Below are 16,278 nucleotides of genomic sequence, written 5' to 3' on the forward strand. Positions count from 1 at the left end.
CTCCGCGACCGCCACGCCGACCGCCATCGACGGCGGTGGCGCGCGGCGTGGGCCGGGGCACACGTCCTTCCGTGATCATCCCGGCGTGCTGGAAGCCGGGCAGCGGTTCGGGCGGTTCGACACCTGGGTCCAACAGGTGGGTCTGGTGAATCCGTACTACCTGCCGCACGAGGGTGTCAGCGGTGCGGTGACCAGGATGGCCGACCGGGATGTGGTGAACTTCAGCAGCTTCGGCTACCTGGATCTGGCCGCCGACCCGCGGGTGCGGCAGGCGGCCAAGGACGCGATCGACCAGTACGGCACCTCCGCCGCCGCGGTCCGCATCGTGGCCGGCGAGCTGCCGATATACCGCGAGCTGGAGGCCGAGCTCTCCCGCATCTACGACACGGAAGCCGCCGTGGTGACCGCGAGCGGCTACCTCACCAACGCCGCGACGGTCGGCTTCCTTCTCGGCAAGCGCGATCTCGCGGTCTGCGACGCGTTGATCCACCACAGCGTGGTCTCCGGCACCGAATGGTCGCGGTGCAAGCGGGTTTCGTTCCGGCACAACGACCCCGAATCGCTGGAATCCATCCTGAAGATGTCGCGGCGCAGTTTCGACCGCGCAATGGTGATCATCGAGGGTCTCTACAGCATGGACGGCGACGTGGTGCGCCTTCCCGAGATCATCGAGGTGGCCCGGCGCTACGACTGCTCGATCATGATCGACGAGGCGCATTCGTTCGGCACCCTCGGCGCCACCGGTCACGGTGTGCGCGAACTTTTCGACCTGCCCGGCGACGCCGTGGACGTCTGGATGGGCACCCTGTCCAAGGGACTCGGCAGCGTCGGCGGCTATCTGGCGGGCAATCGGGAGCTGGTCGACGGATTCAAGTACGTCGCAGGCGGATTGAGCATGTACACCGCCGCGCCCGCGCCCTCGGCGATCGGGGCCGCGCTGGCCGGGCTGGAGGTGCTGCGCGCGGAGCCGGAGCGCGTGACGCAACTGCGGCACAACAGCGAGTACTTCCACCGCCGCGCCAAGGAGTACGGCTTCGATATCGGCACATCCGAGGGTTCCCCGATCATCCCGGTCATGACCGGCGCCGACGAACCCGCCGTGCTCGCGGCGCTGGCCATGCTGCAGCGCGATTTCAGCGTGAACGCCATCACCCACCCGGTCGTCCCGGCCGGGGAGGCCAGGCTGCGGTTCTTCATCAACTGCAGGCACACCGAGCAGCAAATGGACCAGGCGCTGGCCACGCTGCGCGAGGTGCTCGACGGACTCGCGGACACCGCGGGAAAGCAATTCACTCTCGCCCATGAGGAGCAGCACTCGTGAAAATTCCCATCAACCGATCCCTCCTCCGAAAAGCCGTGGTTCCCGGGGTGGCCCTGCTGCTGATGGGTTCGCTGTTCATTCCGGCGCGTTCGGCGCTGCTGCCCAGCCACGACGAGGCGGGCGGCGCGATCGCGAGCAAGTTCGACTTCACCGCGATGCCGATCGCCCTGCCCAAGGGATTGCCGACCGACCGTAAGATCCGCCATCTGCGTCCGGCTTACGACAACCTGTCGGCCTGGATCTCCTCGATCGGCGCGTCCATCGCGATGAACGACTTCGACGGCAACCGGCTGGCCGATGACCTGTGCGTCGTCGATCCGCGCTCGGACACCGCCTTTCTGACTCCGACGCCGGACAGCAACACCAGCCGCTACGAGCCGTTCGTGCTCAACCCCGAGCCGCTGCCGATCGACGAGTCCACCGTGCCGTCGGGCTGCACACCCGGCGACTTCAACGGTGACGGCCGGATGGACGCGCTCGTTCAGTACTACGGCCGCACGCCGATCCTGTACCTGCAACGTTCGAACGCCAACCGCTTGGACTCCAAGGCTTTCCGCCCGGTGGACCTGGTTCCATCGCCGAACGCACCGGACGGCAGCTATCAGGGCCAGCGCTGGATCACCGCGGCGGTATCGGTCGCCGATTTCGACGGAAACGGTAAGCCGGACATCTTCCTCGGCCACTACTTCCCCGACATGGACGTGCTGACCGACGACGCCCAGCTCGCGCTGCGAATGACCGACTCGCTGTCCAACGGACGCAACGGCGGCAAGGCCCGCATCTTCACGCTGGCCTCCGCCAAGTCCGGTGACGAGCCCACCGCCGACTTCCGCGAGGTGGCCAATCCGTTCCCGATCGGCATGGACACCGGCTGGGCGCTGGCCGCCTCGTCCAGGGACCTCAACGGCGACCAGCTCCCCGAGCTGTACGTGGCCAACGACTTCGGGCGCGACCGCCTGTTCGTCAACCGGTCCGCGCCGGGTGACATCCGGTTCAATTTCGCCGAAGGCGAGCGTGGCCCCACCGACCCGAAGTCGTATGTGCTCGGCCATGATTCGTTCAAGGGCATGGCCGCGGAGTTCGCCGATCTGAACGGCGATGGCATGCCGGACCTGTTCGTGAGCAACATCGCGGTGCGGTTCGCGCTGATGGAAGGCCACTTCGCCTGGTACAACACGGCCAAGGACCCCGCGGACGCCGCGCGTCAGCTGGCCGAGGGCGTCGCGCCGTTCGAGAACCGCGCGACCGATGTCGGGCTGGCCTGGGAGACCTGGGGCTGGGACGCCAAGACCGGCGATTTCGACAACGACGGCCGCAACGAGCTGATCCAGGCCACCGGCATGATCAAGGGCGACACCAACCGCTGGCCGCAGATCCAGGAACTCGGCACCATGAACGACGAACTGGTCAAGTACCCGTGGGCCTGGCCGATCATCGGCCCCGACGCCGATCTGGCGGGTAGCGATCCGCTCGGCTTCTTCAGCCGCGGTGACGACGGCAAGTTCGCCAACCTCACCCACGCGCTCGGGACGGACACCCCGGTCCCGTCGCGCGGCATCGCCGTCGGCGACACCTCGGGCAACGGTGCGCTCAGCTTCGCCGTCGCCCGTCAGTGGGGCGATCCGACCTTCTACCACAACAACAAGGCGAACAGCGGCCATTACCTCGGCCTGAAGCTGGTCAAGCCGACCTGGGAGGGCGCAACCACCACGACCACCGTGGCCGGGCTTCCCGTCCAGGGGGTTCCCGCGGTGGACGCCCAGGTGGAAGTGCGCACGCCGGACGGCCGGCTGATCACCAGCTACGTCGACGGCGGCAGCGGGCACACCGGAAAGCGCGCAACCGAGGTGCACCTCGGCCTCGGCGACGTCGATCCGGCCGCACCGCTGAACGTCCTGATCAAGTGGCGTGAGAACAACGGCACGCCGCACGAACAAACCCTCCAGCTCGCGCCGGGCTGGCACACCGTGAACCTCGCCTCGGACGCGCAGGAGGTCAAGCAGCGATGAGCGACAACGACAAGAAAGATCCGGGAGACGCGGCAGCCGCGTCGAACGGCCATCCCGAAACTACTGGAAGCCCCGACGGTAACGGCAGCGCCGCGGCCAACGGCGGTCCCGCAGGCAACGGCACCGCCGCCACCACCGCGGAACGCATTTCGGCCCTGCAGCGGTCGGGTACCGAGTTCGCCAAGGAGTGGGTGGAAGCGCCGGCGCCAACCAAGGATCCGCGCTACCTGGCGCTGCGCAACTTCGCCATCTCGATCACGGTCTTCAACATCATCGGGTTCCCGCTGCTCGGCTTCGAGCAGCCGTTCCTGTGGCCGTTCATCGCGCTGGCCACCGCGTACTCCACCGAAATCGGGCTGGAAGTCCTCGCGGCGTGGGCGTACAAGCGGCCACCCGCCTTCCGTGGCCGCGGCCCGCGCGGGCTGTTCGAGTTCCTGCTGCCCTCGCACATCACGGGTCTGGCGTTCAACTTCCTGATGTTCGCGCACGACAAGCTGTGGCCGATAATCTTCGGCATCGTCGTCGCGGTGGGCACGAAGTGGGTGCTGCGCGCCAAGATCAACGGCAAGATGCGGCACTTCATGAACCCGTCGAACTTCGGGATCGCGGTGTGCTTCCTGGTGTTCCCGATGATCTCGCCTGCGCCGCCGTACCACTTCACCGAGTACATCTCCGGACCGCCGGACGTGCTCATCGTGCTGCTCCTGCTGACCACCGGCACCATGCTGAACGCCAAGCTGACCAAGAAGATGCCGCTGATCTTCGCGTGGGTGACCGCGTTCGCGCTACAGGCCATCGTGCGCGGGATCTTCGAACCGAACGTCTCGATCCTGGCCGCGCTGAGCATGATGACCGGACTGGCGTTCGTGCTGTTCACCAACTACATGGTCACCGACCCCGGCACCACGCCGTCGGGCAAGAAGCAGCAGATCATGTTCGGCGCGGGCGTTGGCCTCCTGTACGGCGTGATCACCTCGATGCACATCGCCTACGGGTTGTTCTTCGCGCTGGTCATCGTGTGTTCGGCCCGCGGCATCTACTGGTGGGTACGCAGTGGCATGGAATGGTGGCAGCAGCGCTCGGCGTCGCCGAGCGCACCGCCGCCGTCCGGTCCGGTCGCCCCGGATGAGGACGAGCCCGCCGAGTTGGCGACGGAGGCGGCTCGCCCATGACCGACAGCGCCGAGCTGCGCCGCGTGCTCGGCGCTTTCACCACCGGTGTCACCGTGGTCACCACCGGGTGGCCACGGCCGCACGGGATGACCGCCAACGCGTTCACGTCCGTCTCGCTGGATCCCCCGCTGATCCTGGTGTGCGTCGCCCACACGGCGCGCCTGCACCGGGCGATCCACGAGGCGGGCGCGTTCGCCGTTTCGGTGCTCTCGGCAGGACAGGAGCCGGTGGCACGGTATTTCGCCGACTCGGCGCGCCCCGACGGCAGCGCGCAATTCGACCAGGTCGAGTGGTTTCCCGGACCGCAGACCGCCGCGCCGATGCTGGCGAACGCGGCAGCGGGCCTGGAATGCAAGCTCGACACCGTCTTCGACAGCGGTGACCACAGCATCGTCATCGGCGAGGTCGTGCACGCCGAACGCGACGCCGAACTGGCCGCCTCGGGTGCGCTGACGTTCTTCGACGGCGGCTTCCGTCCTTTCATCCCTCGAATCCCTTGACGATTGGAGAACCCTCATGCCTTCGCCTATCGGTCCGCTCCGCGCGGCCCTGCTGGTCCCCAGTCCGGCCAGCGTCCGCATGGTGCTCAGCCAATTCGAGCAGCCCGACCAGCACACCGCGCTCGAGCTGGAGCAGGTGACCATGGCACTGGTCACGGGTATCGACTCCGCGGTACGCAGCGCGAACAATGACGAGCTGATCGCCACGCTGCTCCAGGTGCCGCCGAAGTACCGCGGGTTCGCCTACGAGGGCGCCGCGGTCGGCCTCACCGCGATCGACTCGCTGTCCCCCGGCCGGCGCGCCGCCGAACTTATCAGCGGCCCGGCCAGCGAGTATGCCCTGACCATGTACGTCGGGGTCGGTCTCGCGATGGCGAAGATCCCGAAGTTCCGGTGGAACAAGGTCTTCCCGCAGCACCCGCTGTTCCGCTGGCTCGCCATCGACGGCTACGGCTTCTACAATGCGTTCTTCAAGATGCAGCGTTACGTGCGTGACAAGCATGTCGAGACCCGCTTCCCTGGCTGGCTCGGTGACCGTGACAACCTGAAGCGCATCGTGGATCAGGGCACGGGACGTGCGCTGTGGTTCATCGGCGGCGGCAGCCCGGCCGGTGTGGTGCGGATGATCAGCGAGTTCGACCCCAAGCGGCACGCCGACCTGTGGAGCGGCGTCGGCATCGCGGTGACCTTTGCCGGCGGCGTGGAAACCCCCGTCATGGAGGAACTCTGGGACGTGGCCGGGCAGTACCGGCCGCAGCTGTCGCTGGGTTCGGCCATGGTGGCGCGCATCCGGCAGCAGACCAACAGCGTCAACGAGCACAGCGAGGCGGCCGCGAAAGTGTTCTGCGGCACCAGCGTCGCGAAAACCGATGCGCTGCTGGAGACTTCGCTCGAAGGTCTCCCCGACGACGGCACCTCCGGCACCTATCTGCTGTGGCGGGATCGGGTCGCCGAGATCGTCACCGCGAGCCGGGCCTGAGGATCGCCGTGATGGCACGGGTCAGGGACTGGGTCGGCAAGCACGTCATCGTCACCGGCGGATCGGAAGGGATCGGCGCCGCGGTGGCGGGTGCCTTCGCGCGGCGTGGCGCGCGAGTCTCCATCATCGCGCGCCGGAAACTGCCGCTGCGCGACACCGCGAAAGATCTCGGCGCGGACTGGGCTGCGGCGGACGTGACGCGTCCGGACCAACTCGCCTCGGCCATCACGGAATTGGAGCAGCGGAACGGGCCCTGCGAGGTCATCGCCTGCTGCGCGGGGCTCACGCTGCCCGGCCGGTTTCTCGAGGTGGACCCCGGCGAGTTCGAGGTGCACATGTCGGCGAACTACCTCGGCGCCGTGCATGCGGTGCGTCAGGTACTGCCCGGCATGGTCGAACGGTCGCGGGGGAAGATCCTTCTCGTCAGCTCGACCTCGGCGTTCCTCGGCATCCCCGGCTACAGCGGCTACGGTCCGACCAAGGCGAGTATCCGGCAGTTGGCACTCTGTCTGCGCTACGAGGTCGAGCCGAAGGGCGTGGACGTGACGGTGATCTATCCCGCCGACACCGATACACCTGGGCTGGCCAAGGAGAACCTGCGCAAGCCGGTGGAGACCAAGGCCGTCACCGGATCGATCGAGCCGATGTCGGCCGAGCGGGTCGCCGAGGCCGCGGTGCGCGGACTGGAACGGGGGCAGCACCACATCGCCCTCGATCCGCTGACCCGGTTCTTCCTGATGTGGGCGAATTTGCCCGAAGACCTGGCGCGGCCGTTCTTACGCCGCACCATCGCGAAGGCACTCGGCTCAGGGTAAGCGTTCGCGCCGGTCGGTATCCGTCTCCGATACCGGGCCGGACAGGTCCCAGAGGCGTCGCGCCGTTCCGGGGCTTCGGTCAGCCGTGGCGGAACGGTGCGGTGGTCACGTCGGCAAGGCGATCGGCTCGGAGTGAGCGTTCGCCCCGGCGTCCGTCGCCGATGCCCGGCTGGGCAGGTCCCAGTGGCGTTGTGCTGTTCTGGGGCCTGGGTCAGCCGTGGCAGCACGGTGCAAGTGGCCACGTCGGCGGCGAACCGCCCGCACATCGGGTTCCGGTGCGCGGGCGGGCCTTCGTTGTGTTCAGCCGACCAGGACGATCGCGCAAGCCCCGATGAAGACGGCTTGCACCAGCGTCCGCAGCGGCAGCGGCATGGTCTTGATGCCGAGGTCGGCACGGGCGGCGCGGACGTTCGCCGGGAACATCACCACCAGCAGCGCGATCAAGCAGGCCGCCGCCAGGTCTGCGGTCGCGGGGATGAGCAGGCCGACCGCGCCCGCGGCTTCCAGCACGCCGGTGAACGTGACCAGCGCGGGCGGATTCGGCAGTCGCGGCGGCACCATTTCGATCAGCGCGTCACGACGTGGCTGGAGGAAATGCGCGCTCGCCGTGAGGACGAACATCGCGGCCAGGCCGAGCGCGGTCGCATGCGCCCAGGAATCGAGCCAGCCGGGGCCGATCAGCCAGCCGATGAGCCGGGCGGTTGCGGTGACGACGGCGAGGACAACCAGCGGTGCCATCGGGTCTCCTGTGGGATCGAAAGCAAATCTTGGCAGTGGCAAGATTAGGTCCGCGCGCGCCAACTTGTCAATGTCAAGATGATCAGCCACCATCGAGGCATGGCGAAGGACAGCTACCACCACGGTGATCTGCGCGCGGCACTGCTGGCTGCGGCCGCCGAGCGCATCGCCGCCGACGGCGTCGACGCACTCTCCCTGCGCAACCTGGCGCGGCACGCCGGCGTCTCACACGCCGCACCCGCCCACCATTTCGGCGATCGAGCGGGCCTGCTCACGGCGCTGGCCACCGAGGGCTTCGAACTGCTGGCCGAACGACTCGAACAGGCCGCCGAGGACCTCCGTGAGGTCGCGGTGGCCTACATTCGCTTCGCGCTCGAATATCCCGGTCACTTCGACGTCATGTACCGCCACAGCCTTCTGCACGCCGACGATCCGAAACTGCAAGCGGCGCGGGAACGTTCGGGCACGGCACTGCGCTCGGGCGTCTCGGCGATCCAGCCGGAGCACAGCCGAAAGCACCAGCAGGCGATGCAGCTCGCCGCATGGTCCCTGGTACACGGCTTCGCATCACTGTGGCGCGAAGGGGCACTGCACAATTCGGCGCTGGTCACCGATCCCGATCCGGAGGTCCTCGCGCGTACGATGCTGTCCACCATCCGGTTCGAGTGACCCGAAACCGTCCTGCACCGAGCCGCCACCGTGTTAGCTGGACATCCGGAAGGAGCAGGCGGCCCCACCCCGGCTGCCGTCGACACATGGACATCCACGCCTATCCGACCGACGCGCCGACCCCTCTCGACCTCACCGGAGCGCACCGGATCGCCGACCGCTACCTGGCCGGCGACGACCACGCCGCACACGGAATCACCTACCGGATCACCGAATTCAACGCCTGTTTCGTCGCCGTCGCCGTCTTCGCCGGGCCGCCGCACGCCGACCCGAACGCACCGGTGGTCGTCGGCGGCTCGGTCTGCGTCATCGACAAGCCCACCGGCGCGGTCTCCTACTGGCCGACCTACCCGGCCACGATGGTCGCCGACCAGTACGCGGCCGCACTCAGGGACGGGCGGCTCATCGTCGAGGACGACTGGCCGGAGGACGACGATCAGCACGCCAGCACCGAGTCACCCTCTCCATGAAGAGAACCCGGCATTGCATACCCGCGAAGTCCTTGCCGTAATTGATAATTGAAGTTCGTGCTACAACGATGGGCGGCGGTAGGCTTTCCGACAGCCACGGCAAAGGAGACCAGTGCATCATGGGGGACAACGAGCCCGGCGAAGCCCGCGACACGAGTCCACCTCCGCAGGATGATCCTCCGGAACGGCGCACCTGGATCACTCGACACCCTATTCTCGCCGCGATACTCGTGCCGGTCATCGCGGGTTTGATCGTCCTGGTACCGGATAAGTACTTCGATGCGAAGCAGAGCGGGAACTCCGCCTCGCAAACCCCTCCATCCGATCAGCCCTCCCGGACGGAGCCCACTGACCGCCCGACGGCCGCCGCTACTCCCTCGACCACGGCGTCGGCCTCGTCAGAGGGCATCCGGTGGTCCGGCACGGTCAACCTGACCTCCCTCGACCTGGACTCCGTCCCGCCCAGAGTGGTATCCGGGAATAATGGTGTCAGCACGTGGGTCAACTACAACTACTCTTCGTCCCGCGAATTCTCCGAGGCCACGATCTACGGCCAGCGGGGCGACTTCTTGACAGTGAAGCCCACTATCGCGCTGTGGGGTAATCCGACCAGGCCGACCAGGCAACACTGCGCAGATGCCATCTCCACTCAGGGCGTCGAATCGCTACCCCTCAGCAAGAACAGCAGCTACTGCGTCAAAACCGTGGCCAATCGCGTCGCCTTCATTACCGAACTATCGCTCAACGACGCCATCCATGCCTATACGGCGGTGGTAACAATCTGGTCCGCCACCAGCTGACGGGTCTCGCGCCCACGCCACCCCATTTGTCGTGCACGTCATTCATACAGCATCGACAGGTCGATCAGTGTGACCTCGTCCGACTCCGCCGCCCTTCGGGCATTCTCGTTGAAGCCGGCCCCGCTGAAACACAGGAGTCGTGTTCGGCTGGTGTCGCACCGGCCGTTTCGGGCGACGACCCTCGTGATGTTTGTAGGGTTACAGTTTATATAACTGACCCCCCACAAATCCGGCCAGGGTGGGAGTGTCGAACACAGCGTATCGGCCCGGAGGCGAAGCGAGTCATGCGTGGCATCCGACAGCCGCCGCATACCGACCCGAACTGCTCGCCGAAGGCCGCCCTGCCTCGCCCTCGACGAACGAGCGAACCGCCGACGAGGTCCGACCGCGCCAGGGGCCCCGAACCTGTCGGACCCGACTGTTAGCGTCGGCGCATCAGGTTCTTGCTCGCCTACCGAATCCATTGGGGGAATTGAATGTTCGAGAATTCATCGGCCGATGGAATCGGCCAGGACCGAACCGAGCAGTCATCGACGGTGACGGAGATGGGCGGGCTGATTCGCGACTGGCACGAGACCGGCCCGAGCGGCGTGCCCGACACGACGTTGCGCCTTGCCGTCGCGTTGACGACACTGCTCGGCGCGGACAACGCCGCCGAGGCGGATCGGTTGATGACACTGGTCCTGGGAAGGGAAGCCGACACCGCCGCCAATCGGACGGCGGCCGCGCAGTGGCTGCACGCGCGGTATCCGGGTGAGCGGTATCTGAACCCGCCGCCCGACGGGCTCGGCGATTCGCTCGTCGGCCGAGTGCTGCGCGACGAGAGCGACGGTGGTGTGCGACTGCTAGCCGACAGCGTGCACAGCGCCTCCCCTGCCCAGCTCGAGCGGTGTCTCACAGTCCTCACCCGGCTCTGTGCGGGCGACGCGCACATACGGTCCGCGACCGCGAAATATTTTGCGGCACATCATCGGCAGCTGGCGGAGCATGTCTCGAGCTCCTCGCACGGAGACCGGGAAGCTTCTGGCGACGGCACGCTCCTCGGCACGATCACTCTTTTCCTCACGCGCGTGATGCCCGGAGACCCGAGCACATACGACAGCATGAGTGCCGAGGACAAGCACGAACTCTCGCTTTCCGTCAACGAATTGGGCGATCTCGCCCGCGCAGCGAGAAACATGCGCGCCGCCGGGCACCTGTACCGCCAGGCGTCTCTCCTCGGCCGCGAAGGTGACGAGCTTGCAGATCCGGGCGGCGAGGACGTCGTGTCCGAAGACGAACTCGCACCGAACGCGACCGGCCCCGCCGAGGCGAGGCGCCTGTACCGTCGCTCCATCGTGATCGGCGAACGCATCGCCGCCGCTCAACCGGCCGACTCGGGATACCGTCGCGATCTTTCGGTGTCCTACGGCAAGCTCGCCGATCTCGAACGAACAGCGGGCGACGTCGATGCGGCGACCCGACTGCACTACTGCGCACTGGCCATCGCCGAGGAGCTCGCCGAGGCCGAGCCCGCCAACCGCATGTACCGCCGTGACCTCGCCGTCGTCAACGAGAAAGTGGCCGACATCGCCCATGCCGCGGGCGATGCAGACCTCGCCGCACACCACTACCGGACGTCGCTCATCCTCACCGAGGAGCTCGCCGCCGCCGAGCCCGGAAATCCGCTCTACCGGCGGGACCTCACGGTCTCTTACACCAAGCTCGGCAACCACGCTTTGTCCGTGGGTGACCTGGACGAGGCCGGACGGGTTTATCACCTGGCGCTCGCCGTGACCCAAGAACTGGTCGATGCCGACCCCGACAACTTGCTATACCGTCGCGATCTATCGATCGGTTACGACAAATTGGCCGAGTTATCGCGCGCTCGTGGGGATCTTGCCGAGGCGATCCGCCTGTATCGACGCTCGGTGGAGGTAGCCGAATCGCTGGTCGCGGCAGAACCGTCGAACCATTCCTACCGGCGCGACCTCTCGGTGAGTGTGGACCGGCTGGCCGGGGCGATCCGCGCGAACGGCGATCCGCACGTGGCCATCCGGCACTATCACCGTGCACTCGCTCTCACAGAGGAACTGCTCGGCGCCGACCCCACCCATACGCAGTACCGCCGCGACCTCGTCGTCACCTGCAATGTGCTCGGTGATATCGCCAGGGAATGGCGCGACTTCGCCGAAGCGGCCCGGCTCTATCGACGTTCGCTGGACGGTACCGAGGATCTGATCGCGAGCGCACCCGGCAACCTCCAGTACCGCCGCGATCTCTTGATCGTCTACGAGGCACTGAGTTCACTCGCGATCGACCAGGGAGACCACGATGCCGCCGCGACGCATTGCCGTCGCGTCCTTGCAGTGTCGGAAGAACTCGTCGCCGCCGCTCCCGCGAACCTCGGGTATCGACGCGATCTGCTCCTCGCCTACACCTCGCTCGGCAAAGTGATAGCACTACAAGGAGATTCCCGCGAAGCCGGGCAGCAGTTCGAACACGCCACCGCGGTCGCCGCGAGCCTGGTCGAGTCCGCGCCGGATAACGCCGCCTACCGCAGAGACCTCTCGACCAGCTATCACAAACTGGGCGATCACGCCCGCGCCCGAAATGATCTCGCCGAAGCCGAGCACGCATACCGAAACGCCCTGGCTATCGATCTCGCGCTGGTGGACACCGAGCCCTCGAACCTGTCCTACCGCCGCGACCTATCGATCACCTACGACCGACTCGGCACACTCGCACGCTCGGCAGGCGACCACCCCGCCGCGCACGATTGGTACCGCCGCTCGGCCGACATCGCCGAAGAACTGGCGGCCACGAACCCCGGCAACCTCGGATACCAACACGACCTGCTGTCCTGCTACGACAAACAGGGCACCCTCGCACGCGAAACCGGAGACGTGGCAAACGCAGCCCGCTACTTCCGCCGCGGCCTCGCCGTCGCCGATCACCTGGTGCGAACCGCCCCCTCCAACCTCGGCTACCAGCGTGAACTCGCCCTGATGTACGAGCGCCTCGCCGACCTGGCGAGCGGCATCCGATGAGCGCTCCCCCACGGTCACGGCTCCAGATATAGACGCTCGCATGGCAATCGGCCGAGGCCATCGGTGGGGCCCGGGATAACTGTGATCGATCCTTGCTGGCGGGCGTGCCATTCCGCGATGAAGCGGAGAGCGGCAGTGCGGCAGGCGGTGTAATCCAGACGGGCTCCGTTTAGGACAAGGCTCAGGTGAAAGTCAGGTTCGCCGGGACGCGGTGTGGCGGGATCCGACATCAGGCGCAGGCGATCAGTGCGTCGAGGACGGTTTTCAGGGAGGGGCGGTAGCCGTCGCGCGCCGGTTCTATCCATCGTCGGTAGGTATGGTCGGTGAGCGAGGGGAGCGCGATGATCCCGAGGGGCGGAACAATCTGCGAGTTGGTACGCAACAGGGTACGGGCATGGAGGGAGTGGTCGTCGGCCTCGACTGAATAGCCTGTGAGGAATATGTATCGCCGGGAACGGTGCCACACGATCGGGCCTGCCAGTGACCGTGCGACGAGATACTCCCGGATCATGTGTCCGAGTGGTTCGGGAGTGGTGAGTGCGCGCACGCCGCCGCCGATGGCGACTGCGATCCGGCCGGATTCGTCGATGTGGCAAGGCAATTGGCAGACAGTGCGGTAGTAGTGGCAGCGGCCGAGCGCTTCCGCGACTGCGGGTGTGGACATAGATCCCCTTGTGCTGTTCGTCATGGATCGAGGACCCTGGCTGCAGAAGGACATTCGCGGGGTCCACCTCGCGTCGAGGCCGAATCAGCATCCGATGGTCGTGCTACCGGCGGGGCCGCGCAGTGATCCTGTGCGGAAGGGGGTGCAGTGTGCACCCCACGTCAGCGGCTCAGACCGACGCTTCCGGCCATCGACCGTGCTCTGCGGCTGATGAGTGCGCCGCCCCGGTCCACAGCGTCGGCGATCATCTGCCGTGCGGACGGAGAGTAGTGCACGGAATCCGCCGAGATCTGGTATGCCTGCTCGAGCCAATGCAGCATTGCCGAATAATCGCGTCGCTGGTGATAGCTGCGAGCAATCTCGACACCGAGCCGCCCTCGCCGCTCCCTGCTGGGAATCTCATCTGGGTCGATGTCTTCTGCGCGGTGGCGGGCGTCGGAGGCTTTCGAGAGATCGGCGGCGATGGTCACTCCGTGCAGCTTGACGTTCGCAGCCCCGAACATCGTCCACGGATGGTGGTAGTTCCTGCCGAGCCGTCTTGCGGTGGCATCGGCCTCGTCCCAATGCCGCCACGCGTCCCCCTCACGCCCGGCCTGGGCTGCGGTGATCGCCGCATGCAGCTGCAGAGCGCCGTACATGCCGCGTGCGTCGTCCTCGGCATCCGCCAGACGCGGCTCCAGGAGCGCGGCGGCATCCCGCACAAGCGTCAGCGCACCATCCGTGTCCCCGGCCGAGCGCTGCACCATGCCGAGTGTCCATGCCGCACCGGCCAAGGTGACTGGCACGTCCGCTTCTTGTGCCGCGAGCATGGCTCGGTCGGCCGCCGTCCACAGGAGTTCCGACTCACTCGCCCAGACGATTTCGTGCTGCACCAAGGCGTAGACGTCTGCCAACACCGCATAGGCAGCCCGCCGGTCTGCGCCCTCCGCGAGCCGGGCCGCGATGCGCGCATCGACTAATAGCCCAGGCAGTACACGGCCGACATCTGTGCGGTGTCTCTTCGATTGATGCCAGAGGTGCCACGCGTCAGCTGCCCTCGCCGTTAGTGCCGCAACATCCGTGCGATGCATGGGAATTGCCAGCAGGGGATCCCGCACAGCTTCGCGAATAGCCGGCACGGCGTCGTGCGGAACACGCGCAAACGACGCAATCGGCACCGACGTCGAACCGCCGAGATCCATGTCGATCCCCGCAAGAACGGCCACATCACTCACGGCCAAGGCTTCGGCCAACTTGACCAGCAGAGGTAACCGAGGCGGCAACCGCGTTCCCCGCTCGATACCCTTCAACCAGGAGGCAGACATGCCGACCAGTCCCGCGAGAACCGGTCGGCTGAGTCCCTTTCGCTCACGCAGGATTTGAATACGCTCGCCAGTCCGCTTCCCGGCGAGATCATCGATCATCGGTCACCTCGGGCCTGTGCTCGGTCACTCGGACGCCCACCCGCTAGCGTAGGCCCGAACAAGCAGTCGCGGTGCCGGTCACCGTTATCGACCGGCTGGATCCAGCTCTGGGTCAGCGCTGTCGACTGTCGACGCTCGCCGCCAAGCGGAATGGCGTCGATATGGAGGCTATTGCGGCGCAGCGAAGTTGTCTCGCACCTGCGCAAGCAGGTGAGGGTTCACGGAGTGGGCGAAGCAAGCCCCGATGTCGGTGGGGTGGGCAGGGCTGGCGCGGGCTCGCCCGCGTCGGGGACCTCGGTTCCGCGCAGGGAGGTTCCGGCGGTTTCGCGGAGGAAGGTCCAGGCGACCAGGCCGATGAGGGAGGCGCCGATCATGTAGACGGCGGGGAACAGGGACCAGCCGGTGGTCTCGATCACCGCTTCGTTGATCAGGGGGGCGGTGCCGCCGAAGGCCGCGGTGGAGACGTTGTAGGCCAGCGCGAAGCCTGCGTAGCGGACGTGGGTTGGGAAGATGGCAGGGAAGGTGGAGCTGATGGTGGACAGCTGCGGCACGTAGAACAGTCCGAGCACGATGAATCCGGCGATCGCCCAGCCGGTGCCCTGACCCATCAGCCAGTACATCGGCACCGCGAGGACCGCCAGGCCGACGAGCGAGAACAGCCACATGGGGCGTCTGCCGACGCTGTCGGACAGGCGGCCGAAGAACGGCAGCACCAGCATCATCACCAGCTGCCCGACCAGCATCATCGCCGTGGTCGCCGACTCGCCCATGCCGATCGTGTTCTGCAGGTAGGTGGGCTGGTAGGTGAGCAGCGTGTAGTTCACCACGTTGAGGGCGACGACCAATCCGGCCAGCGTGAGGGTCTCGCGCCGGTAGGTGGTCAGCACTTCGCGCAGGCCGCCTGGCGGGTGCTTGTGCTCGGCGACCTCGCTGAACACCGGGCTTTCGGTCAGCTTGGCCCGCAGGTACCAGCCGGTCAGGCCGAGCGGGATGGCGATCAGGAAGGGAATGCGCCAACCCCAGGCGTGCATGGCGTCCGAGCCGAGGACCAGCTGGCAGGCCAGCACCGTCGCGGAGCCGCCGACGAAACCGGCGAGCGTACCGAACTCCAGGAAACTGCCGAGGAACCCACGTCTGCGGTCGGTCGCACATTCGGCCAGATAGGTTGCGGCGCCGCCATATTCACCGCCGGTCGAAAATCCTTGCACCACACGCAGGGTGATCAGCAGGATCGGCGCGAGCACACCGACCGTCGCATGGGTGGGCAACATGCCGATGGCGCCGGTCGCCGCGGCCATGAGCAGAATCGTGGTGGCCAGCACGGCTTTTCGACCGATGCGGTCACCGAGCGGTCCCCACACCATGCCGCCGAGCGGCCGGAGTACGAACGAGATGGCGAAGCCGAGCATGGTGCCGAGCGTCCCCAATTCGCCGGGAAAGAACGCGTCGGTGAGGTATGTCGCGGTGGCGGCGTAGACGCCGTAGTCGAACCATTCGGTGGCGTTTCCCATGGCCGAAGCCGCCACGGAACGCCGCAGTGGGAAACTCTCGGATGTGGTCACGTGCACGTCCTCTCCAGCCCGTACACGGACCTTGATCGTTCCACCTCCGGCTCCTGACTTCCAGAGGTTCGGCACGAAACAGGGCGATACCCAGGTTTCTCACCCAGCAAACAGCAACACCGTGCGACGAGCTCTGGAATAGCCGCG

14 protein-coding genes are annotated in these 16,278 nt (G+C 66.7%); 10 read left to right on the top strand and 4 right to left on the bottom strand.

Going from position 1 to position 16,278, the window contains the following annotated elements; genetic code table 11:
- From NA4_RS00250 to NA4_RS00275, 6 genes are all read left to right on the top strand, one after another.
- The coding region (locus tag NA4_RS00250; RefSeq protein ID WP_157128721.1) for an aminotransferase class I/II-fold pyridoxal phosphate-dependent enzyme at window positions 1–1,321 on the top strand (1,321 nt) is incomplete at its 5' end.
- The gene (locus NA4_RS00255) at window positions 1,318–3,330 is read left to right on the top strand and encodes a CRTAC1 family protein (protein ID WP_218022220.1); all 2,013 of its coding nucleotides are present in this window, start codon (window positions 1,318–1,320) and stop codon (window positions 3,328–3,330) included. The genes NA4_RS00250 and NA4_RS00255, both read left to right, overlap by 4 nt.
- Window positions 3,327–4,502 carry an RnfABCDGE type electron transport complex subunit D gene (locus tag NA4_RS00260; protein WP_174552890.1) on the top strand — a complete coding sequence of 392 codons (1,176 nt, stop codon included), beginning with the start codon at window positions 3,327–3,329 and terminating at the stop codon, window positions 4,500–4,502. Before NA4_RS00255 ends, NA4_RS00260 begins: the two co-directional genes overlap by 4 nt.
- Entirely contained in the window at window positions 4,499–5,002 is a 504-nt protein-coding gene (locus tag NA4_RS00265; protein ID WP_067461972.1) for a flavin reductase family protein, read from the top strand. Before NA4_RS00260 ends, NA4_RS00265 begins: the two co-directional genes overlap by 4 nt.
- Before the next feature lie 16 nt (window positions 5,003–5,018).
- Entirely contained in the window at window positions 5,019–5,981 is a 963-nt protein-coding gene (locus NA4_RS00270) for a DUF1702 family protein (RefSeq protein WP_067461974.1), read from the top strand.
- Between the two features lie 11 nt (window positions 5,982–5,992).
- The gene (locus NA4_RS00275; RefSeq protein WP_067461975.1) at window positions 5,993–6,796 is read left to right on the top strand and encodes an SDR family oxidoreductase; all 804 of its coding nucleotides are present in this window, start codon (window positions 5,993–5,995) and stop codon (window positions 6,794–6,796) included.
- A 300-nt stretch (window positions 6,797–7,096) separates the two neighbouring features.
- On the opposite strand, the gene NA4_RS00280 is transcribed toward NA4_RS00275, so the two are convergent.
- Window positions 7,097–7,534, bottom strand: a complete 438-nt coding sequence (locus NA4_RS00280; RefSeq protein ID WP_067461976.1) for a DoxX family protein — start codon at window positions 7,532–7,534, stop codon at window positions 7,097–7,099.
- A gap of 99 nt (window positions 7,535–7,633) precedes the next feature.
- Between NA4_RS00280 and NA4_RS00285 the strand changes: the two genes are divergently transcribed.
- The 4 genes from NA4_RS00285 (at window position 7,634) to NA4_RS00300 (ending at window position 12,502) form a co-directional block, all read left to right on the top strand.
- Window positions 7,634–8,203 carry a TetR/AcrR family transcriptional regulator gene (locus NA4_RS00285; protein WP_067461980.1) on the top strand — a complete coding sequence of 190 codons (570 nt, stop codon included), beginning with the start codon at window positions 7,634–7,636 and terminating at the stop codon, window positions 8,201–8,203.
- A gap of 86 nt (window positions 8,204–8,289) precedes the next feature.
- Complete coding sequence (locus NA4_RS00290; protein WP_067461983.1) at window positions 8,290–8,673, top strand: SUKH-4 family immunity protein; 384 nt, start codon at window positions 8,290–8,292, stop codon at window positions 8,671–8,673.
- A gap of 119 nt (window positions 8,674–8,792) precedes the next feature.
- Window positions 8,793–9,473: a hypothetical protein gene (locus tag NA4_RS00295; protein ID WP_157128722.1), complete on the top strand. Its 681-nt coding sequence runs from the start codon at window positions 8,793–8,795 to the stop codon at window positions 9,471–9,473.
- 545 nt (window positions 9,474–10,018) lie between these two features.
- A complete protein-coding gene (locus NA4_RS00300) occupies window positions 10,019–12,502 on the top strand; it encodes a tetratricopeptide repeat protein (RefSeq protein WP_169810955.1) in 2,484 nt (827 codons plus the stop codon).
- Between the two features lie 229 nt (window positions 12,503–12,731).
- Here the strand turns inward: NA4_RS00300 and NA4_RS00305 are convergent, their stop codons facing one another.
- The 3 genes from NA4_RS00305 to NA4_RS00315 all read right to left on the bottom strand — a co-directional run bounded on the left by NA4_RS00305 (window position 12,732) and on the right by NA4_RS00315 (window position 16,080).
- Complete coding sequence (locus NA4_RS00305; RefSeq protein WP_067461994.1) at window positions 12,732–13,166, bottom strand: hypothetical protein; 435 nt, start codon at window positions 13,164–13,166, stop codon at window positions 12,732–12,734.
- A gap of 161 nt (window positions 13,167–13,327) precedes the next feature.
- On the bottom strand, window positions 13,328–14,569 hold the full coding sequence (locus NA4_RS00310; protein ID WP_067461997.1) for a helix-turn-helix domain-containing protein: 1,242 nt from the start codon (window positions 14,567–14,569) through the stop codon (window positions 13,328–13,330).
- Window positions 14,570–14,787: 218 nt separating this feature from the next.
- Window positions 14,788–16,080 carry an MFS transporter gene (locus NA4_RS00315; protein WP_067462000.1) on the bottom strand — a complete coding sequence of 431 codons (1,293 nt, stop codon included), beginning with the start codon at window positions 16,078–16,080 and terminating at the stop codon, window positions 14,788–14,790.
- Between the last annotated feature and the right edge of the window lie 198 nt (window positions 16,081–16,278).

The organism is Nocardia amamiensis NBRC 102102 (assembly GCF_001612745.1).
GTDB classification, from domain to species: Bacteria; Actinomycetota; Actinomycetes; order Mycobacteriales; family Mycobacteriaceae; genus Nocardia; species Nocardia amamiensis.